Source organism: Microbacterium sp. KUDC0406 (assembly GCF_021582875.1).
Lineage (GTDB): Bacteria > Actinomycetota > Actinomycetes > Actinomycetales > Microbacteriaceae > Microbacterium.
Window position 1 is genome coordinate 861,664 of the sequence record NZ_CP091138.1, and the last position, 25,288, is coordinate 886,951.

Sequence of the window (25,288 nt, forward strand, 5' to 3'; positions counted from 1 at the left end):
AAGCACGAATCGATCGGAGGCTTCACGGCGCATCCCCACTCTCGCTGATTACGCTGGAATGATGCGCAGAACACTGTTCGGCGCCATCGCTGTGCTGGCGATGGTCGCCCTCGCCGGCTGCGCACCCAGCGCGCCGACGCCGAGCCCGACGGCGTCCCCGAAGACCCGGACCGCATCGCCGTCGCCCACCCCGACCCCGATCGACCCGGCGACCGCGCTCGTCGACCGGATGAGCAGCACTCAGCGGGCGCAGAGCGTGATCATGGGCACGATCCCCGGCACGGATCCGGCGGCAGCGCACGACTACATGTCCGGCGGCTTCGGCGGCTTCATCCTGATGGGCGACAACGTCCCGTCCGCCCCTGCGCAGCTGAGGGAGCTGACGACCGCGCTGACCGTCGATCCCGCCGTTCCACCGCTGATCGCCGTCGACGAGGAGGGTGGCCCCGTCACCCGCCTGCATTGGGACGATCTGCCCGGCGCGAGGACGTTGAAGTCGAGGCCGCCGGAGGAGACACAGCAGGCGTTCGCCGCTCGCGCGAAGCTGCTCGCCGACGGCGGCGTGGGCGTCAACTTCGGCATCGTCGCCGACGTGCCCCGCGACGCGTCGTCGTTCATCTTCTCGCGCGCCTTCGGCACCGATCCGGATGCCGTCGCACAGCGTGTCACCGCAGCCGTCCGGGGTGAGCACGGCGCCGTGCTGTCCACGCTGAAGCACTTCCCCGGGCACGGCGCGGCACCGGGCGACTCGCACCACGTCATCCCGTCCACGGCCGAGACCCTGGGGCAGTGGCGGACGCTCGACGCCCCGCCCTTCCGCGCCGGGGCGGACGCCGGCGCCGAGCTGCTGATGTTCGGCCACCTCGCGTACACCGCGGTGGACGCCGCTCCGGCATCCCTCTCGGCGCGCTGGCATGAGATCGCGCGCGACGAACTGGGCTTCGACGGCGTGATGATCACCGACGACCTGGGCATGCTGGAGTCCTCCGGCGCGCCGGGCTATCGCGACCCCGTGCGGAACGCCGTGACGGCATTGGCGGCCGGCAACGACATGGTGCTGCTCGTCGCGGGCACCGACCCGCAGACCGCGCCGCGGGTCGCCGCGGGCATCGCGCAGGCCGTAGAGGACGGCCGGCTCCCGGCGGCGAGGCTGCGGGATGCCGCAGAGCACGTTGCCGCTCTCCGGCTGCAGATCGCCGCGCGTTGAGACGCGGATACCTGGCTGCGAACCTTTGGGTGCCGTGCGATGCGAGGAGGTTTTCGTTGGAGTGGGTTCGTGCGCACCGGCGTTTTCCTCCTCGCACGGGTGGGGTGCGCACGGGTCGTCCCGCGTGCGAGCGCGCCCTCCGCGCGCCGCGCCGACCGCGCCGCGCCTCATCCGCCCAGCCAGGCCTCCAGCATCCGCTGCCGCAGCAGCGTGCCGCGGTCGGCGAATCCACGCTGCTGCCGGACGTACTCCGCCTTGCCCTCAGGAGTCTCGATGCGCACCGGCTCGACGCCCCAGTCCGACAGGTCGTAAGGCGCGGCCTCCATGTCGAGCCGCCGGATGTCGCGCGCCAGTTCGAACGCATCCAGCACCAGCTCACCCGGCAGCAGCGGCCCGAGCTTCATCGCCCACTTGTACAGGTCCATGCCCGCGTGCAGGCAGCCGGGCTGCTCCAGATCCGGCTGCGTGGCACGCGTCAGCGGCAGGTCGTTGCGCGGCACGGCATCCGGGGTGAAGAACCGGAAGGCGTCGAAGTGCGTGCAGCGCAGATCGTGCACCTCGACGACAGCGTCCGTGCCGGCCTGGCCGAGACGCAGCGGCGCAGCATGCCGGTGCTCCTGCTCGCGGTAGACCATCGCCCACTCGTGCAGGCCGAAGCAGCCGAACCGGCCGGGCCGGGTCGCGGTGCTGCGCAGCATCCGTTCGACCAGCGCGGCGAACTCCGGCTTCTCGGCGGCGAACACAGAGGCATCAGGCACGGCCGATCCCGCCCGCGGCCCGGGGAGTACCAGCGCCAGGAGACGCGCTCCACGGCGTCCTCCAGCACCACTCCGGCGCCCGGATGCCACCGTCGCAGCTGCGCCGGCTTGTAGGAGTAGTACGTGAACAGGAAGTCCTCGACGGGATGCTTCTCGCCCCGAGCCGCGCGTGCGCGATGCGCGGCGGTCAGCGCGTCGGCGCGGGACTCGTGCGCGGCGGCGCGATCGATCCACTCCGCGCGCGACAGCGGGCTGCTCATGACCTCGGGTCGACGATGCCCGCCTCGCCGAGCAGCTCCCGCAGGCCGGCGCCGTCCACGGCGCTGACCCAGGGCACGTCGTCGCCGGAGTGGTCGCCGGCGACGGTGCGGCCGCCGGCCAGCACCGCCTCGGCCGGCAGCAGGCGACGGATCGCGACGCCGGCGACCGAGGACGGATGCTCGACGAGGAACTGCCCGTAGGTGGCCTCGTCGTGCTGGCCGTCGTCGCCGATCAGCAGCCAGCGGATGTCGGGGAACTCCTCTGCCAGGCGACGCAGGTTGCTGAGCTTGTGCTCGCGTCCGCTGCGGAACCAGCGGTCGTGAGTGGGTCCCCAGTCGGTGAGGAGCATGGATCCCTCGGGGAACAGGTGCCGGGAGAGGAAGCGACGCAGGGTCGGTGCCACGTTCCACGCGCCGGTGGAGAGGTAGATCATCGGAGAGCCGGGGTGGTCCCGCATGATCTGCTCGAGCAGCACGGCCATCCCCGGCACGGGCGTGCGGGCGTGCTCGTCGACGACGAAGGAGTTCCACGCCGCGACGAACGGGCGGGGGAGCGCGGTGACCATGACCGTGTCGTCGACATCGCAGACGACGCCGAAGCGGATGTCCTCGTCGACGACGAACACCGTCGCCTCGACCGGTTCCTGCCCGTCGGCGGCCATGGTGAGCGTCTGCCAGCCCGGTTCGAGATCGGCCTCGACGACGGTGTCCACGACGCCGCCGCGGTCGGCGACCACGGTGTGAGCGCGCCCGCCGATCTCGATCCGCACCGAGGCGAAGCTCACCGGGATGCCGACGAACGAGCGCCAGCCGCGCACTCCGGCGCCGTCTCCGGCCGCCTTCCGCGGGGCGGAGGAAGGATCAGGACGCGCCCGACGACCCGGACCCAGCCCTTCCCGCCGTATCCGGGGAACGGGACGACGGTCGCCGAACGCCCTCGCCTTCGGGCGCGACGTTCGCGCGAGACGTGGAAGCGGTGCTCGAGGCGGGCGAACCAATGGATCTTGGCCGCGGCGGCGGGTGACATCGCCTCCAGTCTTTCACGGATGCCGGACACGTCTCACGCGCTCGGCCCATCCGCATCCGACATATGACGCTCCTCACGGCGCGAGATGACCTTCTTCACCACGAACACGACGACCAGGAACAGCACGATCGCCCCCACGAAGAGGTAGCCCGCGTAGTGCACGCGATCCGCGAGCTCCTTGTAGCTGCCGGCCACCAGAGCTCCGACGCTGACGTACACGGTCGCCCAGAGCACGCACGCGGGCAGCGTCCAGGCGATGAAGCGCCGGTAGGCGTACTCACTCATGCCGACGGTCAGCGGCACCAGCGAGTGCAGCACCGGCAGGAACCGCGACAGGAAGATCGCGATGCCCCCTCGGCGCTGCAGGTAGCGCTCGGACCGGATCCAGTGATCCTCGCCGATCCAGCGGCCGAGCCGCGAATGCCGGATGTGCGGCCCGATCCAGTGGCCGAGCCAGAATCCGATCGACTCGCCGAGCAGGGAGCCGATCACGACCGCGACGACGAGGAAGACGCCCTGCCAGACGTCGGTCACGCCGACGGCGGCGACCAGGACGATCGTGTCGCCGGGCACGATGAGACCGATCAGGATGCTCGTCTCGAGCATGATCGCGATGCCGGCGATGAAGGTCCGCAGCACGGGATCCATCGACTGCACGGCGTCGATGACCCACGTCAGGAACTGGTCCACCCGTCGAGCGTACGGCCTGGACCTTGCGCCGCGCCAAGAGCCGTACGCTGTGAGCGTGGCTCCGCCGAACCCGCTCACCGCTCGCGTACTCGAGGGCTTCGCCGACCTGGAATCGCTGTTCGCACGGCTCGACGACGGCGCGGAGGCCGCGTTCTGGCTGGATGCCGGACCGGGCGCGCCCGTCGGGTGGAGCATCCTCGGATTCGGGCACACCGAGACCGACCCCGAGCCGGTCGCCCGCACAGTGATCGGCTTCGATGGCGAAGCACCGGCCCCGGTGCCGTTCCGCGGCGGCTGGGTCGGCTGGATGTCGTACGAGGACGGCGCGCGCCGGATGGGTGCGCCTGCGCCGGAGACCGGAGACGGCTCCGCCTGGATCGCCGTCGAGCGCGCGATCGCCGTCGACCACGCCCGAGACAGGCTCTGGGCGATGGCGCCCGCGGACGACCTGGACGCCTGGCATCGCACCGCCGGAGGACTCCTCGCCGCGGCGTCCCCCTCGAGGACGTCTCTCCGCCACCGGCATCCGTCGCCGTGGGCCGACACACGGTGGACGAGTACGTCGCACTCGTGGAGCGCTGCCGCGACGCCATCCGCGCCGGCGACGCGTACCTGCTGTGCCTCACGACGCGCTTCAGCACGGATGCCCCCGACGACCCGTTCCGGGTGTACCGGCGCCTTCGCGCGGCGACGCCCGCGCACCACGGCGGGTACCTGCGCATCGGGGACACGCACCTTCTCAGTGCGAGCCCGGAGCAGTTCCTCGAGGTGCGCGACGGCGTCGTGCGCACCAGTCCCATCAAGGGCACCAGGCCGCGGGGAGCGACACTCGAGCAGGACGCCGCGCTGGCGGCGGAGCTGCGCGCGAGCGAGAAGGAGCGCGCCGAGAACGTGATGATCGTCGACCTCATGCGCAACGATCTCTCGCACGTCGGGGTTCCGGGCACCATCGAGGTGGAGCGGCTCTGGCACGTGGAGTCGTATCCGGCCGTGCATCAGCTGGTGAGCACGGTCAGTGCGCGCCTGCGCCGCGGCATCACGGTCGACGAGCTCAGCGAGGCGGCCTTTCCCGCGGGCAGCATGACCGGCGCACCCAAGCTCTCCGCGATGACGATCCTGCACAGACTGGAGCGCGCCCCGCGCGGCGTGTACTCCGGATGCTTCGGATACGTCGGCCTGGACGGATCCGTGGATCTGGCGATGGTGATCCGCAGCATCCTGATCGAGGGGGAGACCGCTCACGTGGGCGCCGGCGGCGGCATCACGTGGCTCTCGGACGCGGGGGAGGAGGCCGCCGAGGTCGCGACCAAGGCGCGCGCGCCGCTCGCGGCCCTCGGCGCCGCGCTCCCGGAGGAGTGGGCCACCGCCGGTCGCTGAGCGAGCGGAGCGAGTCGAAACGCAGAGACGAAACGCGCGATATCCTGGAACTTCCGTCCTCACCAGCCACTCGCTGTAGTACGCAGAGTCCCGCATCCGTCAGATTGGCCGTCCCCTTGTCCGAGCACCCGACCGACACCATCGAAACCGCAGAGCCGCTGTCCGCGCACGCCATCCAGGACAAGTGGCAGCGGTACTGGGCCGAGAACGACACGTTCCGGGCCGGCGGCGACGAGGACGAGCGGCCGCGGAAGTACATCCTCGGGATGTTCCCGTACCCGTCGGGCGACCTGCACATGGGGCACGCGATCAACTACCTGTACCCCGACATCGTCGCCCGCTACTGGCGGCACCGCGGGCAGAACGTGCTGAACCCGATCGGCTGGGACTCGTTCGGCCTGCCCGCGGAGAACGCGGCGATCAAGCGCGGTGCGGACCCGCGCGAGTGGACCTACAAGAACATCGAGCAGCACAAGGCCGGCTTCCGCGGCTACGGCATGTCGTACGACTGGACGCGCGTGCTGCACACCTCCGACCCGGAGTACTACCGCTGGAACCAGTGGCTGTTCCTGAAGCTGTACGAGCGCGGCCTGGCGTACCGCAAGAAGAGCGCGGTGAACTGGTGCCCGAACGACCAGACCGTGCTGGCCAACGAGCAGGTCGTCGACGGCCGCTGCGAGCGGTGCGGCGCCGAGGTCGTGAAGAAGAAGCTCACGCAGTGGTACTTCAAGATCACCGACTACGCCGACCGGCTGCTGGACGACCTGGACACCCTCGAGGGGCACTGGCCGCACAAGGTGCTGCAGATGCAGCGCAACTGGATCGGCCGATCGCACGGTGCCGACGTCGACTTCCGCATCGAGGGTCGCGATGAGCCCGTCACGGTGTTCTCGACCCGGCCGGACACCCTGCACGGCGCGACGTTCTTCGTCGTGGCACCGGACGCCGATCTGGCGGCCGAGCTGGCGGCGGGTGCGTCCGCCGAGGTGCGGATGCGCTTCCAGGACTACCTGGAGAAGACGCAGAAGGAATCCGACATCGAGCGGCAGTCCACCGACCGCCCGAAGACCGGTGTCTTCCTGGAGCGGTTCGCGATCAATCCGGTGAACGGCGAGAGGCTGCCGATCTGGGCGGCCGACTACGTGCTGGCCGACTACGGTCACGGCGCGGTCATGGCGGTGCCCGCACACGACCAGCGCGACCTGGACTTCGCCCGCGCCTTCGATCTGCCGGTGAAGATCGTCGTCGACACCACCGTCGAGGGGGTGCGAACGAGGGCGGCGACCTGGCCGAGCTCGACCCGTCGGCGACCGGCGTCGCCCTGGTCGGCAACGGCAGGCTGGTGAACTCCGGTGAGCTCGACGGGGTGGACAAGGCTGAGGCGATCGCCCGCACGATCGCGCACATGGAGCAGGCCGGCACCGGCCGCGCCGCCAAGAACTACCGCCTGCGCGACTGGCTGATCTCGCGTCAGCGCTTCTGGGGCACGCCCATCCCGATGCTGCACCTGCAGGACGAGTCGGTCGTCCCGGTGCCCGAGGACCGGCTGCCGGTGAGGCTGCCGAACGCCCTGGGCCTCGACCTCAAGCCCAAGGGCAGCTCGCCGCTGGGCGCCGCGGCCGAGTGGGTGCGCACCGTCGACCCGGCATCCGGTGAGCCTGCGCTGCGCGACCCCGACACAATGGACACCTTCGTGGACAGCTCGTGGTACTTCCTGCGCTTCCTGTCGCCGAACAGCGACCGGTTCGCGTTCGACCCCGAGCAGGCGAAGCGGTGGGCGCCGGTGGACGGCTATTTCGGCGGCGTCGAGCACGCCATCCTGCACCTGCTGTACGCGCGCTTCATCACCAAGGTGTTCTTCGACCTGGGGCTGATCGACTTCGAGGAGCCGTTCTCGAACCTGGTCAATCAGGGCATGGTGCTGATGGACGGCTCGAAGATGTCGAAGAGCAAGGGCAACCTCGTCGAGCTCTCCGACCTGCTGGCCCAATACGGAGCGGACTCGCTGCGCCTGGCGCTGGCGTTCGCGGGCCCGGTGGAGGACGACAAGGAGTGGAACGGCGTCTCGCTCTCGGGCGCGCACAAGTTCCTCGCCCGCGCGCTGCGCACCGGCGACGAGACCTCGAGCCCGGTCGGTGCGGATGCCGCGGCCGGCGACATCACGCTGCGTCGCATCACCCACCGCCTGCTCGCCGATGCCCCCGGGCTGCTCGAGCAGACCAAGTTCAACGTGCTGGTCGCGCGTCTGATGGAGCTGGTGAACGGCATCCGCAAGACGATCGACGCGGGCGCCGGTGCCGGCGATCCCGCCGTGCGCGAGGCCGCCGAGACCGTCGCGCTGCTGCTCGAGCCCATCGCCCCGCACACCGCGGAGGAGCTGTGGTCGCGTCTGGGCCACGAACCGTCGCTGAGCGCGGTGGCATGGCCCGACGCCGACCCCGCGCTGCTGGTCGAGGACACCGTCACCACCGCCGTGCAGGTCAACGGCAAGGTCCGCGCCACTCTCGACGTGCCCGCCGACATCTCCGAGGCCGACCTGGAGGCCTCCGCGCGCGCCGATGAGAAGGTGCAGCGTGCGCTCGAGGGCAAGGAGATCGTGCGCGTGATCGTGCGCGCTCCCAGGATCGTCAACTTCGCCGTCAAGGGCTGACCCGCCCAGGCATTCTCCGCGCCGCGGATCGGCGGCATCCGATCCTGCGACGGCTCCGAACACTCAGTGAGCGGCAACCGTCGCAGGAGAAGGAGAATGTCATGCGCACGTCCCCGAATCGCCTCATCGCCGTCATCTTCGGCGCCGTCTACGTCGTCGTCGGCCTGCTCGGCTTCGCCGTCACCGGCGGTGTGTCGTTCCTCGCCACCGAGGGCGGCCTGCTGCTGGGCATCTTCATGGTGAACCCGCTGCACAACGTGGCCCACCTGCTCATCGGCGCCGCTCTGGTGATCGCCGGCCTGGTCTCGACGAAGGCCGCGAAGGCGACCAACGTCGTCGTGGGAGCCGCCTACCTGCTGCTCGGCATCGCCGGGTTCTTCCTGGTGGGCACTGCCGCGAACATCCTCGCGCTGAACACCTTCGACCACTTCCTGCACCTCGCCAGCGCACTCCTGCTGCTGGCGGTCGGCCTGGGCGCCGAGCGGGAGTCTCCGCGCGTCGCCCTGGGATGATCGGATGCGGACGCTGACCCGTCTGTGGTCCGCGCTGTTCGCCTGGGGAAGCGGTCTCGTGCACCTGGCACTCGGCGCGGGAGCCGGGCTCGGGGGAGCCGGGAACGCGGCCGTCGTCACGATGGTCGCCCTTCTGGCTCTGGGAGCGGGGGAGCTCGCCTGGGGGACGGCGAGCATCCGTGCGGGGCGCCCTGTGGTGCCCCGCACGGCTGCCGTCGGTGCTCTGGCGGGGGTCCTCCTCGCTCCCGTCGCCATCGCGGTGGGCTGCTCTCCGGTCGCGGTGGCGGCGTCGCTGGTGCTGGCGGTGTCCGCGATCGCGCTGAGTGCGAATCGCAGAACACGCGGGACTCCGCCTCCTCGGCCGTGGTCGGCCGCACTGGCGATGGTCGCGGGCGCGGTGCTGGTCGCCGCTGTGGTGACGCCTGCGCTCTCCACCACGGATGCTCCTGCGCACGTCGGTGAGCTGCCGGGTGGCGGACAGGGCATCCACTCCGGCCACTGAACCGCCGGGCTCAGCCGGTCGAGATCGTGAGGATCGGTGCGGTGGTGGGCACGCCGTCCGCCGACCCACCGCTCTGCTCCACGGTGACCGCGATCACATCGCCCGGTTCCATGCCCGGATCCAGCACGGCGGAGGTCGCCGTCCCGGTCGCGTCGAAGGTGCCGGCTGCGATCGGCGTCGTGCCGCGCACGTACCAGAGCTCGAAGGTCTGATCGTCCTCGAGCGCCGGCAGTGCGCCTGTGACGAGCACCGCCTTGCCGACCGAGGGCGACCAGTGCAGCGTGGCGGAGTCGCCGCCCTGCACCTCCGCGCTCGCCTGCTGTGCGTCGGGTGCCGCCTCGATGCGCTCCAGTGCGATCGTGGCGGCGGGGCGCGTGGCCTGCTGCACGACGAGCACCGTTCCCGCGCCGACGGCGATCAGCAGCACCAGCGAGGCGGCGAGGGCGAACCAGCGGCGCCGGAGACGACTGCGGCGATCCGGCGCCGGCGTCCCCTCGCCGGGGTGCGCGACCGGCGTGTCTTCGGGCGTGTCACCGGGTGCCTCGTCGATGCGGGCGAGGATGGTGCCGAGCAGTCCCGGCGGCGGCGCCACCTCCGGAGCGAGCTCGGCGAGGCTCGCCGCCGTGTCGACGTCCTGCTGAGCGAGACCCTCCCATTCGGGGTGGTCCGCGAGCGCGCGGTGGTAGACGACACGGTCCTCGTCGCTCAGGGCGCCGAGTGCGTCCCCTGCTGCGAGCTGAGCGAACTCCTCCTGGTTCACCGTGCCACCCCCATCTCCGTGCGCAGCCGCGTCAGGCCATCACGCATCCGGGTCTTCACCGTTCCGATCGGTGTTCCCGTCAGTGCGGCGATCTCGCGCTGCGAATACCCTCCGTAGTAGGACAGGACGATCGCCTCCCGCTGAGCGTCGGGGAGCTGCCGCAGCGCGCCGGCGACGCGGTCCGATTCGAGCTGCAGCTCGACGTGCTCGGCCACCGGCTCCGGTGCCGACGGCGATGTCCCTGAGCCCCGCTCGCACGTCGCGGTCGGTGCTCGCCTGAGACGATCGCACCCGGTCGATCGCCCGACGGTGCGCGATGGTCAGCAGCCAGGAACGTCCCTGCCCCTTGTTCGGTGCGAAACGCGCAGCGGATTGCCACACCTCGAGGAAGACGTCCTGCAGCACCTCCTCGCTCTGGGCGCGGTCGACCAGCACGCGCAGGATGAGACCGAAGGCCCGCGGCGAGAGTGTCTCGTAGAGGTCGGTGAAGGCGTCGCGGTCGCCCTCCGCCACACGTCGGATGAGGGCGCCGACGGCGTCGACGGGTTCGTCTTCGCCCTCGGGCACGTCGAATCCGTCGATCACCATTCACCCAGCATGCCGCACTCCGTCGCCGGCGCCGTACGCCGCGTCCGCGATCGGTCGCCCGAGCGAGAGCTGTCCGGGCGCGGCATCGGACGGTGCCGGTTCCGCGTCGTGCTCCGTCCACACCGCGATCCCGCCGTCGCGCATGCCCAGCAGGATGCGTCCGTCCTGGTCGGTGCGCAGGATGTGCGCGTTCAGCGCGCTCAGGAACGCGAGCGTCTCGTCACGCGGGTGGCCGTAGTCGTTGCCCTCGCCGACGCTGATCAGCGCGATCCGCGGCTGCAGCTGTGCGTACAGACCCGGATCCTGATCCCGGCTGCCGTGATGAGCGACCTTCACGACGGCGTAGGCGCCCCGTGCACGACCGCTCGCGGCCAGGATCCGCTGCGGAACGGCGGACAGGTCGCCGAGGAACAGCGACCGCGGCACGCCGCCGCCCGCGAACTCGACGACGACGCTCGCGTCGTTGCCGGAGGCGAACGCGGCCGAATCCGGCGGAGGCCACAGCACCTGCCACTGCGCGGCGCCGAGATCGCCGTGCCCGCCTGCGGACGAGGGGACGAGACGGGCGCCTGCGGATGCGGCGTCGCGCAGCAGCCTCTCGTCCTTCGCATCGGAGGGCGGACCGTGCAGGACGGCGTCGGTGCGGCCGCGGACGGCTTCCAGGCCTCCGACATGGTCCTGGTCGAAGTGCGTGAGCACGAGCAGGTCGATGTGCGCGATGCCGAGCTGCCGAAGACAGCCGGAGAGCGCGTCCGGGTCCGGTCCGGTGTCGATGAGGGCGACCCGGCCCTCGGAGCGCACGAGCAGGGCATCGCCCTGTCCCACGTCGCAGGCGGCGATGGACCAGTCCTCCGGGGCGGTCAGTGTGGCCAGCGGACCGCCCAGCAGCACCCGCGCGCCGCCCAGTGCGAGCGCGACGGCGAGTACGAGGCCGGCGAGCGTCCGCACGCGCGGCGGGCCGACCCGAGCCAGTACGACGGCGATCGCGGCACTGATCCCTGCGATCACCGCGGCTGTCGGGGCACCGGCGACGACGGGGAGCACGGCTCCGGGCAGATCGCTGGTCACGGTCGCCGTCGTCGCGATCCAGCTCGACGGGAGCCAGGCCGTCGCGGCGAGCAGATCCGCCAGCGGCGGCACCGCTGCGGTCAGGCAGGCGAGCAGTCCGATCACGGTGGCGATCGGAGCCGCGGGCTCGGCGATGAGGTTGGCGACGACGCCGACGATCGACTGCTGCTCCGAGAACAGCGCCACGATGGGGCCGCAGACCAGCTGTGCGGCCAGCGGCACGGCGAGAGCGAGTGCGACCTGCTCGGGCATCCAGCGCGCCAGCCCCGTGCTGAGCGGACGGGCCAGCAGCAGCAGGGCTGCGGTGGCCGCCGCGGACAGGGCGAACCCCGGCGATGTCGCGAGCCAGGGATCGGTGAGCAGGATGCCGGTGATCGCGACCGAGAGCATCGCCATGCCCGCACTGGGCCGCCCCAGCAGCACTGAGAGCATCGCGAGCGCCGCCATCACCGCGGCGCGCACGACGCTCGGCTCCGGGGTGACCAGCACCACGAATGCGCCCAGAGCCGCGAGCGACACCAGCACTCGGGTGCGCCGTCCGCCGCCGCAGAGTGCGACGATCCAGAACACCGCGGCCACGACGATCGCGCAGTTCGCTCCGCTCACGGCGGTGAGGTGCGAGAGCCCGGACGCGAGCATGGCGGCGTTCAGCTCCTCGCTCACGGCGCGGGTGTCGCCGACCGCCAGCCCTGGCAGCAGGCCCGCACCGGGTTCGGGCAGCCGGATCGCCCTGGTGATGAACTCCGCCCTGGTCTGTGCGGCCACGCCGAAGACACCGGATGCCGGCCGGCTCACCTTCCCGGCTGTCGCGAACACGACCAGCGCCGCGCGCTCACCGGCATCCGTCGCCTTGGCCTGTCCGGTGACGGTGAGCTCGGCGCCGAGATCCACGCCCTCCTGCGGGTCGATCCCGATCCGCACCGGCACCGCGAGCTGATCACCGTGCCCCGGCGGGCCGAGCCGGACCGTGCGCGCGTCCAGCCACAGCCGGCCGTCCGATCCGACGGACGCCGACGAGGACACCTCGGCGGTGACCTCCACCGCCCGCCCGCCGAGCTCCGCGGCGCGGTCGCGCGCGGGAAGCGCCGACGCCACGGACAGCGCCACGGCGGCGCCGCAGAGCAGGCTCAGCACGACGAGGCCGGAACCGCGGCGGCGCCGCCCCGGGCCGAACAGCCAGACGGCAGCGGCCAGCACGGCGCCTGCGACGAGGAGGACGGGTGCGCCGGGCAGCAGCACGGCGATCAGGGCGATCGCCCAGACGGATGCCGCGAGAAGCGCGCTGCGCAGGTCTTTCACCGCTCACACCCGTACCAGGTCGCGCAGGCCCGCGAGGAGTTTCTCGCCGATCCCCGGCACGGCGAGCAGATCGTCGACCGAGCGGAACCGGCCGTTGTCGTCGCGCCAGGAGATGATGCGCTGCGCGAGCGCCGGCCCGATCCGCGGCAGCGTCTCCAGAGCGGTCTGGTCCGCGCTGTTCAGATCCACCAGGCCGTCCGACGCCTCCGGTGCACCGCCACCGGTGTCCGGCGCGCCCTGCGCGGGGACGATCACCTGCTCGCCGTCGCTGAGCGGCCGCGCCAGATTGACCGCGCTGAGGTCGGCGGCGTCGGTCGTGCCTCCGGCCGCCGCGAGGGCGTCCACGAGCCGGGCATCCGTCTTCAGCACGTACAGACCCGGACTTCCGACCTCGCCGAGCACGTGCACATACAGTCCGGTGGGTGCCGCCGTCTGCGCATCGTCCTCGATCGGCACGACGGCCGCGGGCGACGCCTGGCCGCGCAGGATTCCCCAGCCGACCGCCGCGGAGAGCACGATCAGCCCCAGCGCGACGGCCGCCCCGATGCTCAGCCGCAGTCGTCTGCGCGCCGGGACGGGATCTGAGGCATCCGGGGAGGGCACTCCGCAACGCTAAGACGCGCGCGGATGCGGGCACCCGCCGCATCCCGCGACTCGGGAGAGCTCGTTCGATGCCGCCGGCTGTGGAGCGCGAATGCCCGGCTTTCCCGTGAGCCGGCGGTGGAGTGGCTCGAGGCGGCAGGGCTTCGCCCGCTGCGCGACCGGGCCATGTCCCCGCCCGCCGGTAGGCTGGACGGCATGGCAGCTCCTCGATCATCCGCGCGCGGGGGAGCGGCGAAGGCCCCGAAGATCCCTCAGGTGTCCTGGCGCGAGCCGCGGCCCGCTCCGATCGTGCTGATCTCCGGTCCCGAGGAGATCTGCGCCGAACGCGCGATCGCGGGTGTGCGCGACTACCTTCGTGCCGAGGATCCGGCGCTCGAGGTCAGTGACGTCCGCGCCGACGACTACGCACCGGGCACACTGCTCTCGCTGACCTCGCCGTCGCTGTTCGGCGAGCCCCGCCTGGTTCGCGTGGCCGGAGTCGAGAAGGCCTCCGATGCGTTCATCCAGGAGGCCGTCTCGTACCTGGGGAACCCGCAGGAGGGCGCGACCGTGCTGCTGCGGCACACCGGCGCCACCGTCCGGGGAAGAAGCTGCTCGACGCGGTCCGCGCTGGCACCGGCGACGGCATCGAGATCGCGTGCCCCGCGGTCAAGCGCGACGGCGACCGTGTGGATTTCGCCGCGCGGGAGTTCCGCGCGGCGGGGAAGCGCATCGCCCCGACGGCGCTGCGCGCCCTGGTCTCGGCGTTCGCCGACGACCTCACCGAGCTCGCGGCCGCCTGCCAGCAGCTGATCGGCGACGTCGAGGGAGACGTCACCGACGAGGTCGTGACCCGGTACTACGGCGGACGCGTCGAGGTCTCGGCCTTCGTGGTCGCCGACACCGCGATCGCCGGGCGCTACGGCGAGGCGCTGATCGCACTGCGGCATGCGCTCGCATCCGGCGCCGACCCGGTGCCCATGGTCGCTGCCTTCGCGATGAAGCTGCGCACGATGGCCAAGGTCGCCGGTCTCCGTGGCTCCAGTCGCGAACTGGCGTCGAGCCTGGGGATGAAGGACTGGCAGATCGATCGTGCCCGCCGCGACCTCACGGGCTGGAACGAGCGCTCGCTCGGCATGGCCATCCAGGCCGCCGCCCGCGCCGATGCCGAGGTCAAGGGTGCGTCGCGCGATCCGGTGTTCGCCCTGGAGCGCATGGTCGCCGTGGTCGCGACCCGGGAGCCCTTCGGCGAACCCGCCGGTCGTTGAGCTTCCCGGTTCGTTGAGTTCCCGGTCGTTGAGCTTCCCGGGTCGTTGAGCGAGCGACGGAGGAGCGAGACGAAACGGGTTGCGTCCGCCAGACAGATCTCGACGTTTCGTCTCGCCATCGCTCGCTCAACGACCGAAGTCGATCGCGACCGGGAAAGCGAAGAAGGCCCGCCATCCCCGAGGGGAGGCGGGCCTTCTCAAGGGACCTGGGTCCCTGAGCTTGTCGAAGGGCTCAGAGAGCGGAGACCTGCTGGGCGATGGCCGACTTGCGGTTCTTCGCCTGGTTCTTGTGCACGACGCCCTTGCTGACGGCCTTGTCGAGCTTGACGGATGCGGTGGCGAGGGCGGCCTCAGCGGCCTCCTTGTCGCCGGCGGCGACGGCCTCGCGGGTCTTGCGGACCCAGGTCTTCAGCTCGCTCTTGACGGCCTTGTTGCGCTCCTGCGCCTTCAGATTGGTCTTGTTGCGCTTGATCTGCGACTTGATGTTTGCCACGTGCGGGTGCTTTCTTTCGAAGGAGTGTTGGATGTGCTGCCGGAAGGAGAGGGGTTCCGAACAGCGGTCGTGAGGGAAGAACCCACACGCAAGCCAAGCACCAAGCTTACCAGCACTGTCCCTTTCCGCGCGAAACGGGCGGCTGCGGCGAGGCGGCTCCGACACGCGTGCGCGAAACTCGGTCGCAGTGAAAGCGGAACTGGGTGCAGAATACGGGGATACCGCCGACATCGACGTCGAGGAGAACCATGCGACCCGACACCCCTCCGCCCGCGTTTCCGGCCGGCTTCCGCTGGTCGGCCGCGACCGCCGCGTTCCAGATCGAGGGTGCCCGTGGCGCGGACGGCCAGGGCCGCTCCATCTGGGACGACTTCGTCGAGACGCCGGGACGGGTGCGCGACGGGTCGACGGCGGAACCCGGGCCGGACAGTTACCACCGTTCGGCGGAGGATGTCGCGCTGCTCGCAGGACTCGGCGTCGACAGGTACCGCTTCTCGATCTCGTGGACGCGCGTGCATCCCGGCGGCAAGGGACCGGCGAACCCCGCCGGTCTGGCGTACTACGACCGTCTGGTCGACGCCCTGCTGGATGCCGGGATCACCCCGTTCCCCACGCTGTACCACTGGGATCTGCCCAGCGAGCTCGAGGCGGAGAACGGGTGGCTGAACCGCGACACGGTCGCCCGCTTCGGGGACTACGCGAGGACGGTGGCCACGACGCTCGGTGACCGCGTGAAGAACTGGTACACGGTCAACGAGGCGGTCTCCTCCGCGCTGCAGGGGTACGCGATCGGCGAGCTCGCGCCGGGGCGTCAGCTGCTGTTCGACGCGCCGCCAGCCGTGCACCACCAGCTGCTCGCGCATGGCACGGCCGCACGCATCCTGCACGAGCACGGGGCGGAGCAGGTCGGCATCGTGAACGATCACACCCTGGTGCTCCCGGAGGGGGAGCAGGACGCCGAGGCGGCGTACCTCTACGACCTGCTGCACAACCGGATGTTCGCGGAGCCGGTGCTGCTCGGGACGTACCCCGATCTCGCACCGCTCGGGGCGGAGCTGCCGATCCTGGACGGCGATCTCGACACGATCGCGACGCCGTGCGAGTTCTACGGCGTGAACTACTACAACCCCACGACCATCCGCACGGCGGCGCCGGAGTCCCCGATCCCGTTCGAGCAGGTGCCGACGCCGGGAGCATCGCATACGGGATTCGGCGAACTCTGGCCGATCGTCCCGCAGGCGCTGACGGCGTTCCTCGTCGACGCGAAGCAGCGCTACGGTGACGCGCTGCCGCCGGTGATCATCGGTGAGAACGGCGCATCGTTCCGTGAGCCGGATCGCACAGGCGGCGAGCTCGACGACGAGGCGCGGATCGCCTACCTCGACGGGCACGTCCGTGCCGTCGCCGGTGCGATCGCACAGGGCGTGCCGGTCGAGGAGTACACGGTCTGGAGCCTGCTCGACAACTTCGAGTGGGCGGACGGCTTCACCCAGAGGTTCGGCCTCGTGCACGTGGATCAGGAGACCTCGGCACGCACGCCGAAGGCCTCGTACGGCTGGTACCGGGACCTCATCGCGCAGGTCGGCACGGAAGCACCGGTCAGGACAGGAGCACAGCGGTGAGCGGGAACGCGGCCACGAGGGTGGGGGCCGGCTGGCTCTCACTGTTCACTCTCGCCTGGCTGGCGATCTGGACCGTCCAGCTGACGCCGCTGCAGCTGCTGCTGCCGCTGCAGCTGGACACCAGTAACGCCGACGGTCACTGGGTGACAGGAGTGGTGTGGTCCGGCATCGTGCTGTCGGCCGGCGGCCTGGCCGGCATCATCGCCGCGCCCGCAGCAGGGCGACTGTCCGACCGTACCCGATCGCGCTGGGGCCGCCGCCGCCCCTGGGCGATCGGCGGTTCGCTGGTCGCCGCGATCGGGCTCGTCGCCACCGGCTACGCACGCGAACCGTGGTCGGTCGGCGCGGCGTGGGTCGTCGTCTCGATCGGCCTGGCCGCGGCATCCGCCGCGTTCACCGCGATGATCGCCGACCAGCTCACCGAGCAGCGCGGGTCGGCATCCGCGGCGGCGAGCTCCGCGCAGGCCGTCGGCATCGTGGTCGGCGTCGGGGCCGTCGTGCTGCTGGGCCTCGGCGTCACCGAGTCCTACTATGTGCTCGCCGGGTTCATCGCCGTGGTCGGTGCGGGGGCGGCCCTGCTGCTGCCCGATCCGGATCCCGCGCATGCGCTGCCGGTCGGCACGCAGGCGCGTCCCTCCTCGCTGCGCGACCCCGACTTCCTGTGGCTGCTGATCAGCAGACTCGTGGTGAACGTCGGCAACGCGCTGGGCACCTCGCTGCTGCTGTTCTTCCTGCTGTACGGCATCGGCGTGCCGTCCGCCGGAGGCAGAGGACGACCTGCTCATCCTCATCGTGATCTACACCGTGTTCGTCGTGATCGCCTCGATCGTCGCGGGCATGATCTCGGATCGCACCGGAAGGCGCCGCGGTCTGAGCGTCGTCGCCGCGATCGTGCAGGCCGCGTCGGGCGTCGTGATCCTGGTGAGTCCCACGTTCCTGATGACGGCAGTCGCGGCGGCGATCATGGGCGCGGGGTACGGTGCGTACATGGCGGTGAGCCTGGCGTTCAGCACCGACCTGCTGCGCGATCCCGAGGACCACGCGCGCGATCTCGGCATCGTCAACGTCTCGGCGAACCTCGGTCAGCTGCTCGGGCCGCTGATCGGCGCCGGACTCGTCGCCCTGGTCGGCGGATTCTGGCTGCTGTTCGCCACGGCCGCGGTGCTGTCGCTCGCCGGGGCGTTCATGACGCTGATGGTGCGCCGTGTCCGATCGTCGCCAGCGCCACTCCCAGCACCGCGTTGAACACCCGCGGGCGCATCGCGGTGACGAGATGGGTGGTGCGCGGGACGATGATCAGCTCGGCCTGCGGGGCGAGCCGCCGGAACAGCCCCTCGTGCATCCGCAGCTGATCGAACTGGCCGTTCACCAGCCACAGCGGGATGCGGATGCGCGCCACCGCAGCCGCGAGGTCGAGGCCCGCGAGGCTCCGCAGCGCGACGTCCTGGGCATCGAGCGCGAAGCCGCCGGCTCCGAAGTCGGCGCGCGTGTCGATCGGGATCGTCGCCTCCAGCACGCGTTCCGAGAGCCACTGGCCGCGCCCGGGCAGCCTGTCCATCGCTCCGGCCAGCAACCGGTACGCCTGCAGCGCGGTGCCGCGGGGGAGCGCCGTACAGGACGCGGCGATGAGCGCGGTGACCGGGGCGGCTCCTCACCGCCGGTGTAGGCGAGCGAGAGCAGCCCGCCCATCGAATGGCCGACCAGCAGCACCGGGCCGTGGGACGCGGCATCCCGCACGGCGTGATCGATCGTCGACAGGGCCTCGTGCAGCGTGAAGTCCTCGTCCATGCGCGTGCCGTGACCGGGCAGATCGACGGCGACGGCGGGGATGTCGAGGTCGTCGAGGTATGCCAGCTGCGAGCGCCACATGGTCGCCGACGTGCGGATGCCGTGCACGAGAACGACCTGTGGCGTCATGATGGGTCCCTGAGCCTGTCGAAGGGTGCTACTTCTTGTCCTTGCCCTCGACGTCGCCCGACAGCGCGGCGATGAACGCCTCCTGGGGGACCTCGACGCGGCCGACCATCTTCATGCGCTTCTTGCCCTCCTTCTGCTTCTCGAGCAGCTTGCGCTTGCGGGTGATGTCGCCGCCGTAGCACTTGGCCAGCACGTCCTTGCGGATCGCGCGGATGTTCTCGCGGGCGATGATGCGCGCGCCGATCGCCGCCTGGATCGGCACCTCGAACTGCTGGCGGGGGATGAGCTTGCGCAGCCGCTCGGTCATCATCGTGCCGTATGCGTAGGCCTTGTCACGGTGCACGATCGAGCTGAAGGCGTCGACCTTCTCGCCCTGCAGCAGGATGTCCACCTTGACCAGGTCGGCCTCCTGCGAGCCGTTCGGCTCGTAGTCCAGTGAGGCATAGCCCTGGGTGCGGGACTTCAGCTGGTCGAAGAAGTCGAACACGATCTCGCCGAGCGGCATGTTGTAGCGCAGCTCGACGCGCTCCTCGGAGAAGTACTCCATGCCCAACAGCGAACCGCGGCGGGACTGGCAGAGTTCCATCACCGTGCCGACGTAGTCCTTCGGCAGCAGGATCGCGGCCTTCACCATGGGCTCGGTGACGGCGCCGATACGCCCGTCCGGGTACTCGCTCGGGTTGGTGACCGTGACGGTCTCACCGGTGTCGCTGGTGAGCACCTCGTAGATCACGCTGGGGGCCGTGGTGATCAGGTCGAGGCCGAACTCGCGGGAGAGCCGCTCGGTGATGATCTCGAGGTGGAGCAGGCCGAGGAACCCGCAGCGGAAGCCGAAGCCGAGGGCGACGGAGGTCTCCGGCTCGTACTGCAGCGACGCGTCGGAGAGCTTCAGCTTGTCGAGCGCCTCGCGGAGCTCGGCGTAGTCGCTGCCGTCGATCGGGTAGATGCCCGAGAACACCATCGGCTTCGGATCGGTGTAGCCGGGCAGGGCGTCGGACGCCGGCTTGCGCGCCGTGGTCACGGTGTCGCCGACCTTCGACTGACGCACGTCCTTCACGCCGGTGATCAGGTAGCCCACTTCGCCGACGCCGAGGCCCTTGGTGGGGATCGGCTCGGGGCTGGAGACGCCGATCTCGAGGAGCTCGTGGTTCGCGCCGGTCGACATCATCTGGATGCGCTCGCGGGGCTGCAGCGAGCCGTCGACCATGCGCACGTAGGTCACGACGCCGCGGTAGGCGTCGTAGACCGAGTCGAAGATCATGGCGCGGGCGGGAGCGTCGGCCCGGCCGACAGGAGCGGGGATCTGCTCGACGATGCGGTCGAGCAGATCCTCTACACCGGCGCCGGTCTTGCCGGAGACGCGCAGGACGTCGTCCGGGCTGCCGCCGATGAGGTCGGCGAGCTCCTTGGCGTACTTCTCCGGCTCGGCGGCCGGCAGGTCGATCTTGTTCAACACCGGGATGATCGTGAGATCGTTCTCGAGCGCGAGATAGAGATTGGCGAGGGTCTGCGCCTCGATGCCCTGCGCGGCGTCGACGAGCAGGATCGCACCCTCGCACGCCGCGAGCGAACGCGACACCTCGTACGTGAAGTCCACGTGACCGGGGGTGTCGATCATGTTGAGCGCGTACGTCTGGGTCCCTGAGCCTGTCGAAGGGTCGTGGGCCCACGGCATGCGCACGGCCTGGCTCTTGATCGTGATGCCGCGCTCGCGCTCGATGTCCATGCGGTCGAGGTACTGGGCGCGCATGTCCCGCTCGGCGACCACGCCGGTGATCTGCAGCATCCGGTCGGCGAGGGTCGACTTGCCGTGGTCGATGTGGGCGATGATGCAGAAGTTGCGGATCTGCGCAGGCGGCGTGGAGGCCGGCTGGTGCGGGGTGAGGGCGCGTGGTGACATGTCCGCTCGATTCTACGTGGGCGGGGAGCGGATGCTCGATTCCGGTGAGTCGGTGATAGTCTCGCGAAGTTGCCCACCCCGATCCGGTGACACCGGGTCTCATCCGGGGCACGACTCCGTAACAGTCACGTACGCCGCGTTTGCGCGGCGGGCGTTCGTCGGGTGATGCTTGTAGCTATCCGACTCAGCGCAGCGTCGGCGATCCCGTGCGCGCCTGTAAAGAGAAAGAATCATCAACCTTGATCAAGTATCTCGTGCGCCGCTCTCTTGGCTGGCTGCTCATGATCGCGGTCGCGGCCAACGTCACGTACTTCCTCGCCTGGGGCTTCCTCGACCCTCGCAGCAATTACGTCGGACGCCGGCCCCCGCTCACACCCGAGCAGATCGACAACGTCCTCATTCCGCGCAACCTCAGCGACACCATCCCGCTCGTGCAGCGCTGGTGGAACTGGTTCAGCGGGATCCTGTTCCACTGGGACTGGGGCGTGAGCCCCACGGGGGAGTCGGTGAACGCCCAGGTGGCCTACCGGATGTGGGTCAGCGCAGAGCTCGTGCTCGGCGCGACGATCATCGCGGCGGTGCTCGGCATCTGGATCGGTGTGTACACGGCTTCCCGGCAGTACAAGCTCGCCGACCGCATCGGTCAGGCGACCTCGATCGTCACGATGAACATCAACATCATCGTGGCGGGCCTCGCGGTCGTGCTGCTGGCCATCAACTTCAACGAGTGGCTCGGCGTTCGCGTGTTCTACGTCACGGGCTCGTCCAGTCCCGGCGTCACCGGGTTCTTCCCCACTCTCGTGGACACGCTGCAGCACGTGACGCTGCCGACGATCGCGCTGGTCATCGTCGGCTACGCGCAGTACCACTTCCTGCAGCGCTCCCTGCTGCTCGACAACATCAAGGCAGACTACGTCCGCACGGCGCGGGCGAAGGGCCTCACCAAGGAGCAGGCGATCCGCAAGCACGCGCTGCGGACGTCGATGATCCCGGTCGCCACCCAGGTGGCGTTCACGATCCCGGCGATCTTCACCGGCGGAATCCTGACGGAGACGATCTTCGCCTGGCAGGGCATGGGTCGCTACTTCCTGCAGACCATCAACAGCAACGACATCAACGGCGTCGTCGCCGTGGCCGCGTTCGGTGCCGTTCTGACCGCGATCGGCGCTCTGCTCGCAGACATCGCCGTCGTCGTCCTCGACCCGCGAGTGAGGGTGAGCTGACATGACCACCGACATGATCGACCCCGCCGTCCAGCCGCCGGTCGGCCCGGACACCACCGCGGAGCGCACCGCGGGCAAGCCGCTCTCGAAGTGGACCCTCTACACGCGCCGCTTCATGCGCAACAAGCCCGCCGTCGGCGGCATCATCGTGTTCATCGTGCTGGTGCTGTTCGCGGTCCTCGGGCCGGTGTTCTCGCCGTACGCGGTGAGTGACATGGACTTCCTGAACCTCAGCACCCCGCCGTCCGCGGAGCACTGGTTCGGCACGAACGCCTCGGGCAACGACACCTACACCCAGACCGCCGTCGGTCTGCAGCGCTCGTTGATGATCGCGCTCGTGGTATCGATCGGCACGACGGTGATCTCCGCGCTGGTCGGCACCGCCGCCGCCTACTTCGGCGGATGGACCGAGCGCATCTCGCTGCTGATCATCCACTTCATGATGGTCGTCCCCACCTTCCTGCTGCTGTCGATCATCTCGAACGACTCCGGCGGCGACTGGCGCGTGATCTCGCTCGTGATGATCTTCGTGAGCTGGTTCTTCCCCGCCCGCATCATCTGGACGCTCACGCTGTCGGTGCGCGAGCGCGAGTACGTGCAGGCAGCGCGCTACATGGGCGTGCGCGGCATGCGAACGGTCGTGCGGCACCTCATCCCGAACATCGGCTCGCTGCTGGTGATCAACTTCACCCTCGGCATCGTGGCGGCCGTCACCACCGAGACCGGCCTCTCGTTCATCGGCTTCGGCGTGAAGATCCCCGACGTCTCGCTGGGCTCCCTGATCGGTGAGGGCAGCGGCACGATCACGAGCGCACCGTGGCTGTTCTACTTCCCGGCTCTCGCTCTGACGCTGCTGACCGTGTCCATGGCGCTCGTCGCCGACGGCCTCCGTGACGCCCTCGATCCCACCTCGGCGGCAGGAGGCCGCGCATGAGCACTGCAGCATCCAGCAACGTCCTCTCCGTCCGCGACCTCAAGGTCAGCTTCGCCTCCGAGGCCGGGCGCGTCGACGCCGTGCGCGGCGTCTCCTTCGACCTCGAGGCGGGCAAGACGCTCGGCATCGTGGGCGAGTCGGGCTCCGGCAAGTCGGTCACGTCGCTCGCGATCATGGGTCTCCTCGATGAGAACGCCAAGGTCACCGGCTCGATCGTGTTCGACGGCCAGGAGCTGCTCGGCAAGACCGACAAGCAGATGTCGGTCATCCGCGGCAACGGCATGGCGATGGTCTTCCAGGATCCGCTGACCTCGCTCACTCCGGTGTACACGATCGGCGACCAGCTGATCGAGGCGCTGACCGTGCACCGCAACCTCTCCAAGGCCGATGCCGAGGCGCGTGCGCTCGAACTGATGAAGCTGGTCGGGATCACGAGCCCCGAGAAGCGGATGAAGTCCTTCCCGCACGAGTTCTCGGGCGGCATGCGCCAGCGCATCGTGATCGCGATCGCGATGGCCAACAACCCGAAGCTCATCATCTGCGACGAGCCGACCACGGCGCTCGACGTCACGATCCAGGCGCAGATCCTCGATCTGATCGAGAAGGCCCAGGACGAGACCGGTGCGGCCGTGATCATGATCACCCACGACATGGGCGTGGTGGCGCGCACCGCCGACGACGTCATCGTGATGTACGCGGGCAAGCCGGTCGAGCACGCCGAGGCTCGCGAGCTCTTCCACCGCACCCGCATGCCGTACTCGATCGGCCTTCTGGGCGCGATCCCGCGCGTCGACAAGGCCGAGAAGGAGCCGCTGGTCCCGATCAAGGGCAATCCGCCGCTGCTGATCGACCTGCCCGATGCCTGCCCGTTCGCCAACCGCTGCCCCATCGCGGTCGCGGCGTGCGTCGAGCGCGAGCCCGATCTGGTCTCGATCGACACCGGCAGCGGTGAGTTCCACCAGGCCGCCTGCATCCGTGCCGATGAGATCTCGGACGACGGCCTGATCGGCGGTCTGCCGGTGTACCCCGTGCACGAGGTCCCGGAGAGCGATCTGACCCGCACGCCGCGCGAGGAGCGTCCGGTCACGCTCGAGGTCCGCAACATGACCAAGACGTTCCCGCTCCTCAAGGGGGCGCTGTTCAAGCGCAAGGTCGGTGAGGTCCACGCGGTCAAGGGCATCAGCTTCGACGTCCGCGAGGGCGAGACGATGGCGATCGTGGGCGAGTCCGGCAGCGGCAAGACCACCACGCTGCTGCAGATCATGGACTTCGCCAAGCAGGAGGACGGCGACCTGATCATCGCCGGCACCAACGTCGACGACATCAAGCACGGTGCACACGAGCGCGCGCTGCGACGCGACATCCAGATCGTGTTCCAGGACCCGATGGGCGCGCTGGACCCGCGCATGACCGTCACCGACATCATCGCCGAGCCGCTCTACGCGATCGGCACGTCGAAGAAGGACGCGCTCGTGCGCGTCATGGAGCTGATGGACCTCGTCGGGCTGAATCCCGCGCACCGAGACCGGTTCCCCGGAGCCTTCTCGGGCGGTCAGCGCCAGCGCATCGGCATCGCCCGCGCGCTGTCGACGAATCCGAAGATCGTCGTCCTCGACGAGCCGGTGTCTGCGCTGGACGTGTCGATCCAGGCCGGCGTCATCAACCTGCTCGACGAGCTGAAGGTCAAGCTCGGGCTCTCGTACCTGTTCGTGGCGCACGACCTCTCCGTGGTGCGGCACATCGCGGACCGAGTCGCCGTGATGTACCTCGGCGAGTTCGTGGAGCACGGCGACGTCGACGACGTGTTCGACAGTCCGCAGCATCCGTACACCCAGGCGCTGCTGTCGGCGATCCCCGTCCCCGACCCGGACATCGAGCGCACGCGCCAGCGCGTCGTCTTCGACCCGGAGACGATGTCGACCCGCCCGGCGACCGTCTGACACCCCGGCGATATCACCGAAAGATCACAGTCGATCACCGTCCGATAACAGTTAGCCGAGATTCACTCTCTGGCGCACTTGTTGACGGACGATGCTGACTATCGTTCCCCTTATGACACGCCGAAAGGCGAAAGGAGCACCATGAAGCAGTACAAGCTGATGGGAGCGCTGGCACTCACCGGCGCTTTCGCACTCGCTCTGAGCGGGTGCGCTGCCGGTAACACCGGCGGTGGCGACGACAACAAGGACGGGGAGGCCGCCGGCGTCGAGGCCGCTGACTACAACCCGCAGCCGCGCGAGAACCTCAAGGAGGGCGGCACGGTCAACTTCCCGATCAACGAGGTGCCCGCCCAGCTGAACTCGTTCAACAGCGACGGCAGCGCCGACACGGCCCGCATCGCCGCGTGGTACATGCCGCAGATCATCCTGATGAAGCCGGACGGCACGCAGTACAAGAACGACAACTACCTCGATGAGTGGAAGAACGAGGTCAAGGACGGCAAGACCGTTCTGACGTTCACCTTCACCAAGGAAGCGCACTGGAACGACGGCACGGAGATGGACTGGACGGCCATCGACGCGACCTGGAAGGCCAACCGCTCGTACGACGAGGGCTTCAACCCGAACGCGACCGACGGCTACAAGGAGATCGAGAAGGTCGAGCAGGGTGACACCGCGAAGACCGCCATCGTGACCTTCAAGGGCGAGTTC

Annotated in this window: 16 protein-coding genes and 7 pseudogenes; 12 read left to right on the plus strand and 11 right to left on the minus strand. The window is 69.8% G+C overall.

All coding sequences use genetic code 11. From position 1 onward, the window contains the following. Positions 1-61: 61 nt before the first annotated feature. Positions 62-1,207 carry a glycoside hydrolase family 3 N-terminal domain-containing protein gene (locus L2X99_RS04385; RefSeq protein WP_236124908.1) on the plus strand — a complete coding sequence of 382 codons (1,146 nt, stop codon included), beginning with the start codon at positions 62-64 and terminating at the stop codon, positions 1,205-1,207. Between the two features lie 167 nt (positions 1,208-1,374). On the opposite strand, the pseudogene L2X99_RS04390 reads toward L2X99_RS04385, so the two are convergent. The 3 genes and pseudogenes from L2X99_RS04390 to L2X99_RS04400 all read right to left on the minus strand — a co-directional run bounded on the left by L2X99_RS04390 (position 1,375) and on the right by L2X99_RS04400 (position 3,942). After that, positions 1,375-2,225 (minus strand): annotated as a pseudogene (locus L2X99_RS04390) (3-methyladenine DNA glycosylase). Further along, positions 2,222-3,252: pseudogene (locus L2X99_RS04395) on the minus strand (App1 family protein). Before L2X99_RS04395 ends, L2X99_RS04390 begins: the two co-directional pseudogenes overlap by 4 nt. A gap of 33 nt (positions 3,253-3,285) precedes the next feature. Next, positions 3,286-3,942, minus strand: a complete 657-nt coding sequence (locus L2X99_RS04400) for a DedA family protein (RefSeq protein ID WP_236124907.1) — start codon at positions 3,940-3,942, stop codon at positions 3,286-3,288. 534 nt (positions 3,943-4,476) lie between these two features. Here L2X99_RS04400 and L2X99_RS04405 point away from each other — a divergent pair. The 4 genes and pseudogenes from L2X99_RS04405 (at position 4,477) to L2X99_RS04420 (ending at position 8,983) form a co-directional block, all read left to right on the plus strand. Then, a complete protein-coding gene (locus tag L2X99_RS04405; protein ID WP_236124906.1) occupies positions 4,477-5,319 on the plus strand; it encodes an anthranilate synthase component I family protein in 843 nt (280 codons plus the stop codon). 116 nt (positions 5,320-5,435) lie between these two features. Next, positions 5,436-7,969 (plus strand): annotated as a pseudogene (gene leuS, locus L2X99_RS04410) (leucine--tRNA ligase). A gap of 101 nt (positions 7,970-8,070) precedes the next feature. Then, positions 8,071-8,481 (plus strand): DUF4383 domain-containing protein, encoded by a 411-nt coding sequence (locus tag L2X99_RS04415; protein WP_236124905.1) that lies wholly within the window; start codon positions 8,071-8,073, stop codon positions 8,479-8,481. Between the two features lie 4 nt (positions 8,482-8,485). After that, the gene (locus L2X99_RS04420; protein WP_236124904.1) at positions 8,486-8,983 is read left to right on the plus strand and encodes a hypothetical protein; all 498 of its coding nucleotides are present in this window, start codon (positions 8,486-8,488) and stop codon (positions 8,981-8,983) included. A gap of 10 nt (positions 8,984-8,993) precedes the next feature. Here L2X99_RS04420 and L2X99_RS04425 read toward each other — a convergent pair whose 3' ends face one another. From L2X99_RS04425 to L2X99_RS04440, 4 genes and pseudogenes are all read right to left on the minus strand, one after another. Further along, positions 8,994-9,743, minus strand: coding sequence for an anti-sigma factor (locus L2X99_RS04425; RefSeq protein ID WP_236124903.1), 750 nt, complete (start codon positions 9,741-9,743; stop codon positions 8,994-8,996). Further along, positions 9,740-10,331 (minus strand): annotated as a pseudogene (gene sigK / locus L2X99_RS04430) (ECF RNA polymerase sigma factor SigK). Before sigK ends, L2X99_RS04425 begins: the two are co-directional and overlap by 4 nt. Next, positions 10,332-12,698: a ComEC/Rec2 family competence protein gene (locus tag L2X99_RS04435; protein WP_236135679.1), complete on the minus strand. Its 2,367-nt coding sequence runs from the start codon at positions 12,696-12,698 to the stop codon at positions 10,332-10,334. Between the two features lie 3 nt (positions 12,699-12,701). Continuing rightward, positions 12,702-13,301 (minus strand): ComEA family DNA-binding protein, encoded by a 600-nt coding sequence (locus L2X99_RS04440; protein ID WP_236135680.1) that lies wholly within the window; start codon positions 13,299-13,301, stop codon positions 12,702-12,704. Between the two features lie 195 nt (positions 13,302-13,496). Here L2X99_RS04440 and holA point away from each other — a divergent pair. Beyond that, a pseudogene (gene holA, locus L2X99_RS04445) lies at positions 13,497-14,548 on the plus strand (DNA polymerase III subunit delta). A 232-nt stretch (positions 14,549-14,780) separates the two neighbouring features. On the opposite strand, the gene rpsT reads toward holA, so the two are convergent. Then, the gene (gene rpsT / locus L2X99_RS04450) at positions 14,781-15,041 is read right to left on the minus strand and encodes a 30S ribosomal protein S20 (protein ID WP_236124898.1); all 261 of its coding nucleotides are present in this window, start codon (positions 15,039-15,041) and stop codon (positions 14,781-14,783) included. Positions 15,042-15,289: 248 nt separating this feature from the next. Here rpsT and L2X99_RS04455 point away from each other — a divergent pair, with 248 nt between their 5' ends. The 3 genes and pseudogenes from L2X99_RS04455 to L2X99_RS04465 all read left to right on the plus strand — a co-directional run bounded on the left by L2X99_RS04455 (position 15,290) and on the right by L2X99_RS04465 (position 17,908). Then, positions 15,290-16,663 (plus strand): GH1 family beta-glucosidase, encoded by a 1,374-nt coding sequence (locus tag L2X99_RS04455; RefSeq protein ID WP_236135681.1) that lies wholly within the window; start codon positions 15,290-15,292, stop codon positions 16,661-16,663. A 170-nt stretch (positions 16,664-16,833) separates the two neighbouring features. Further along, positions 16,834-17,352, plus strand: a pseudogene (locus L2X99_RS04460) (MFS transporter); the annotation flags it as partial. Positions 17,353-17,455: 103 nt separating this feature from the next. Continuing rightward, the gene (locus L2X99_RS04465) at positions 17,456-17,908 is read left to right on the plus strand and encodes an MFS transporter (protein WP_236135682.1); all 453 of its coding nucleotides are present in this window, start codon (positions 17,456-17,458) and stop codon (positions 17,906-17,908) included. Here the strand turns inward: L2X99_RS04465 and L2X99_RS18140 are convergent. The 3 genes and pseudogenes from L2X99_RS18140 to lepA all read right to left on the minus strand — a co-directional run bounded on the left by L2X99_RS18140 (position 17,847) and on the right by lepA (position 20,480). Continuing rightward, positions 17,847-18,221 (minus strand): alpha/beta fold hydrolase, encoded by a 375-nt coding sequence (locus tag L2X99_RS18140; protein ID WP_329608197.1) that lies wholly within the window; start codon positions 18,219-18,221, stop codon positions 17,847-17,849. The two genes, L2X99_RS04465 and L2X99_RS18140, sit on opposite strands and share 62 nt — an antisense overlap. A gap of 53 nt (positions 18,222-18,274) precedes the next feature. After that, positions 18,275-18,580 (minus strand): annotated as a pseudogene (locus L2X99_RS18145) (alpha/beta fold hydrolase); the annotation flags it as partial. Positions 18,581-18,608: 28 nt separating this feature from the next. Continuing rightward, positions 18,609-20,480 (minus strand): translation elongation factor 4, encoded by a 1,872-nt coding sequence (gene lepA / locus L2X99_RS04475; protein WP_236135683.1) that lies wholly within the window; start codon positions 20,478-20,480, stop codon positions 18,609-18,611. 239 nt (positions 20,481-20,719) lie between these two features. Between lepA and L2X99_RS04480 the strand changes: the two genes are divergently transcribed. The 3 genes from L2X99_RS04480 to L2X99_RS04490 are packed head-to-tail and all read left to right on the plus strand — an operon-like array spanning position 20,720 to position 24,577. Next, entirely contained in the window at positions 20,720-21,703 is a 984-nt protein-coding gene (locus L2X99_RS04480; RefSeq protein ID WP_236124895.1) for an ABC transporter permease, read from the plus strand. A 1-nt stretch (position 21,704) separates the two neighbouring features. After that, entirely contained in the window at positions 21,705-22,637 is a 933-nt protein-coding gene (locus L2X99_RS04485) for an ABC transporter permease (protein WP_236124894.1), read from the plus strand. After that, on the plus strand, positions 22,634-24,577 hold the full coding sequence (locus L2X99_RS04490; protein ID WP_236124893.1) for an ABC transporter ATP-binding protein: 1,944 nt from the start codon (positions 22,634-22,636) through the stop codon (positions 24,575-24,577). Before L2X99_RS04485 ends, L2X99_RS04490 begins: the two co-directional genes overlap by 4 nt. Positions 24,578-25,288 lie beyond the last annotated feature (711 nt).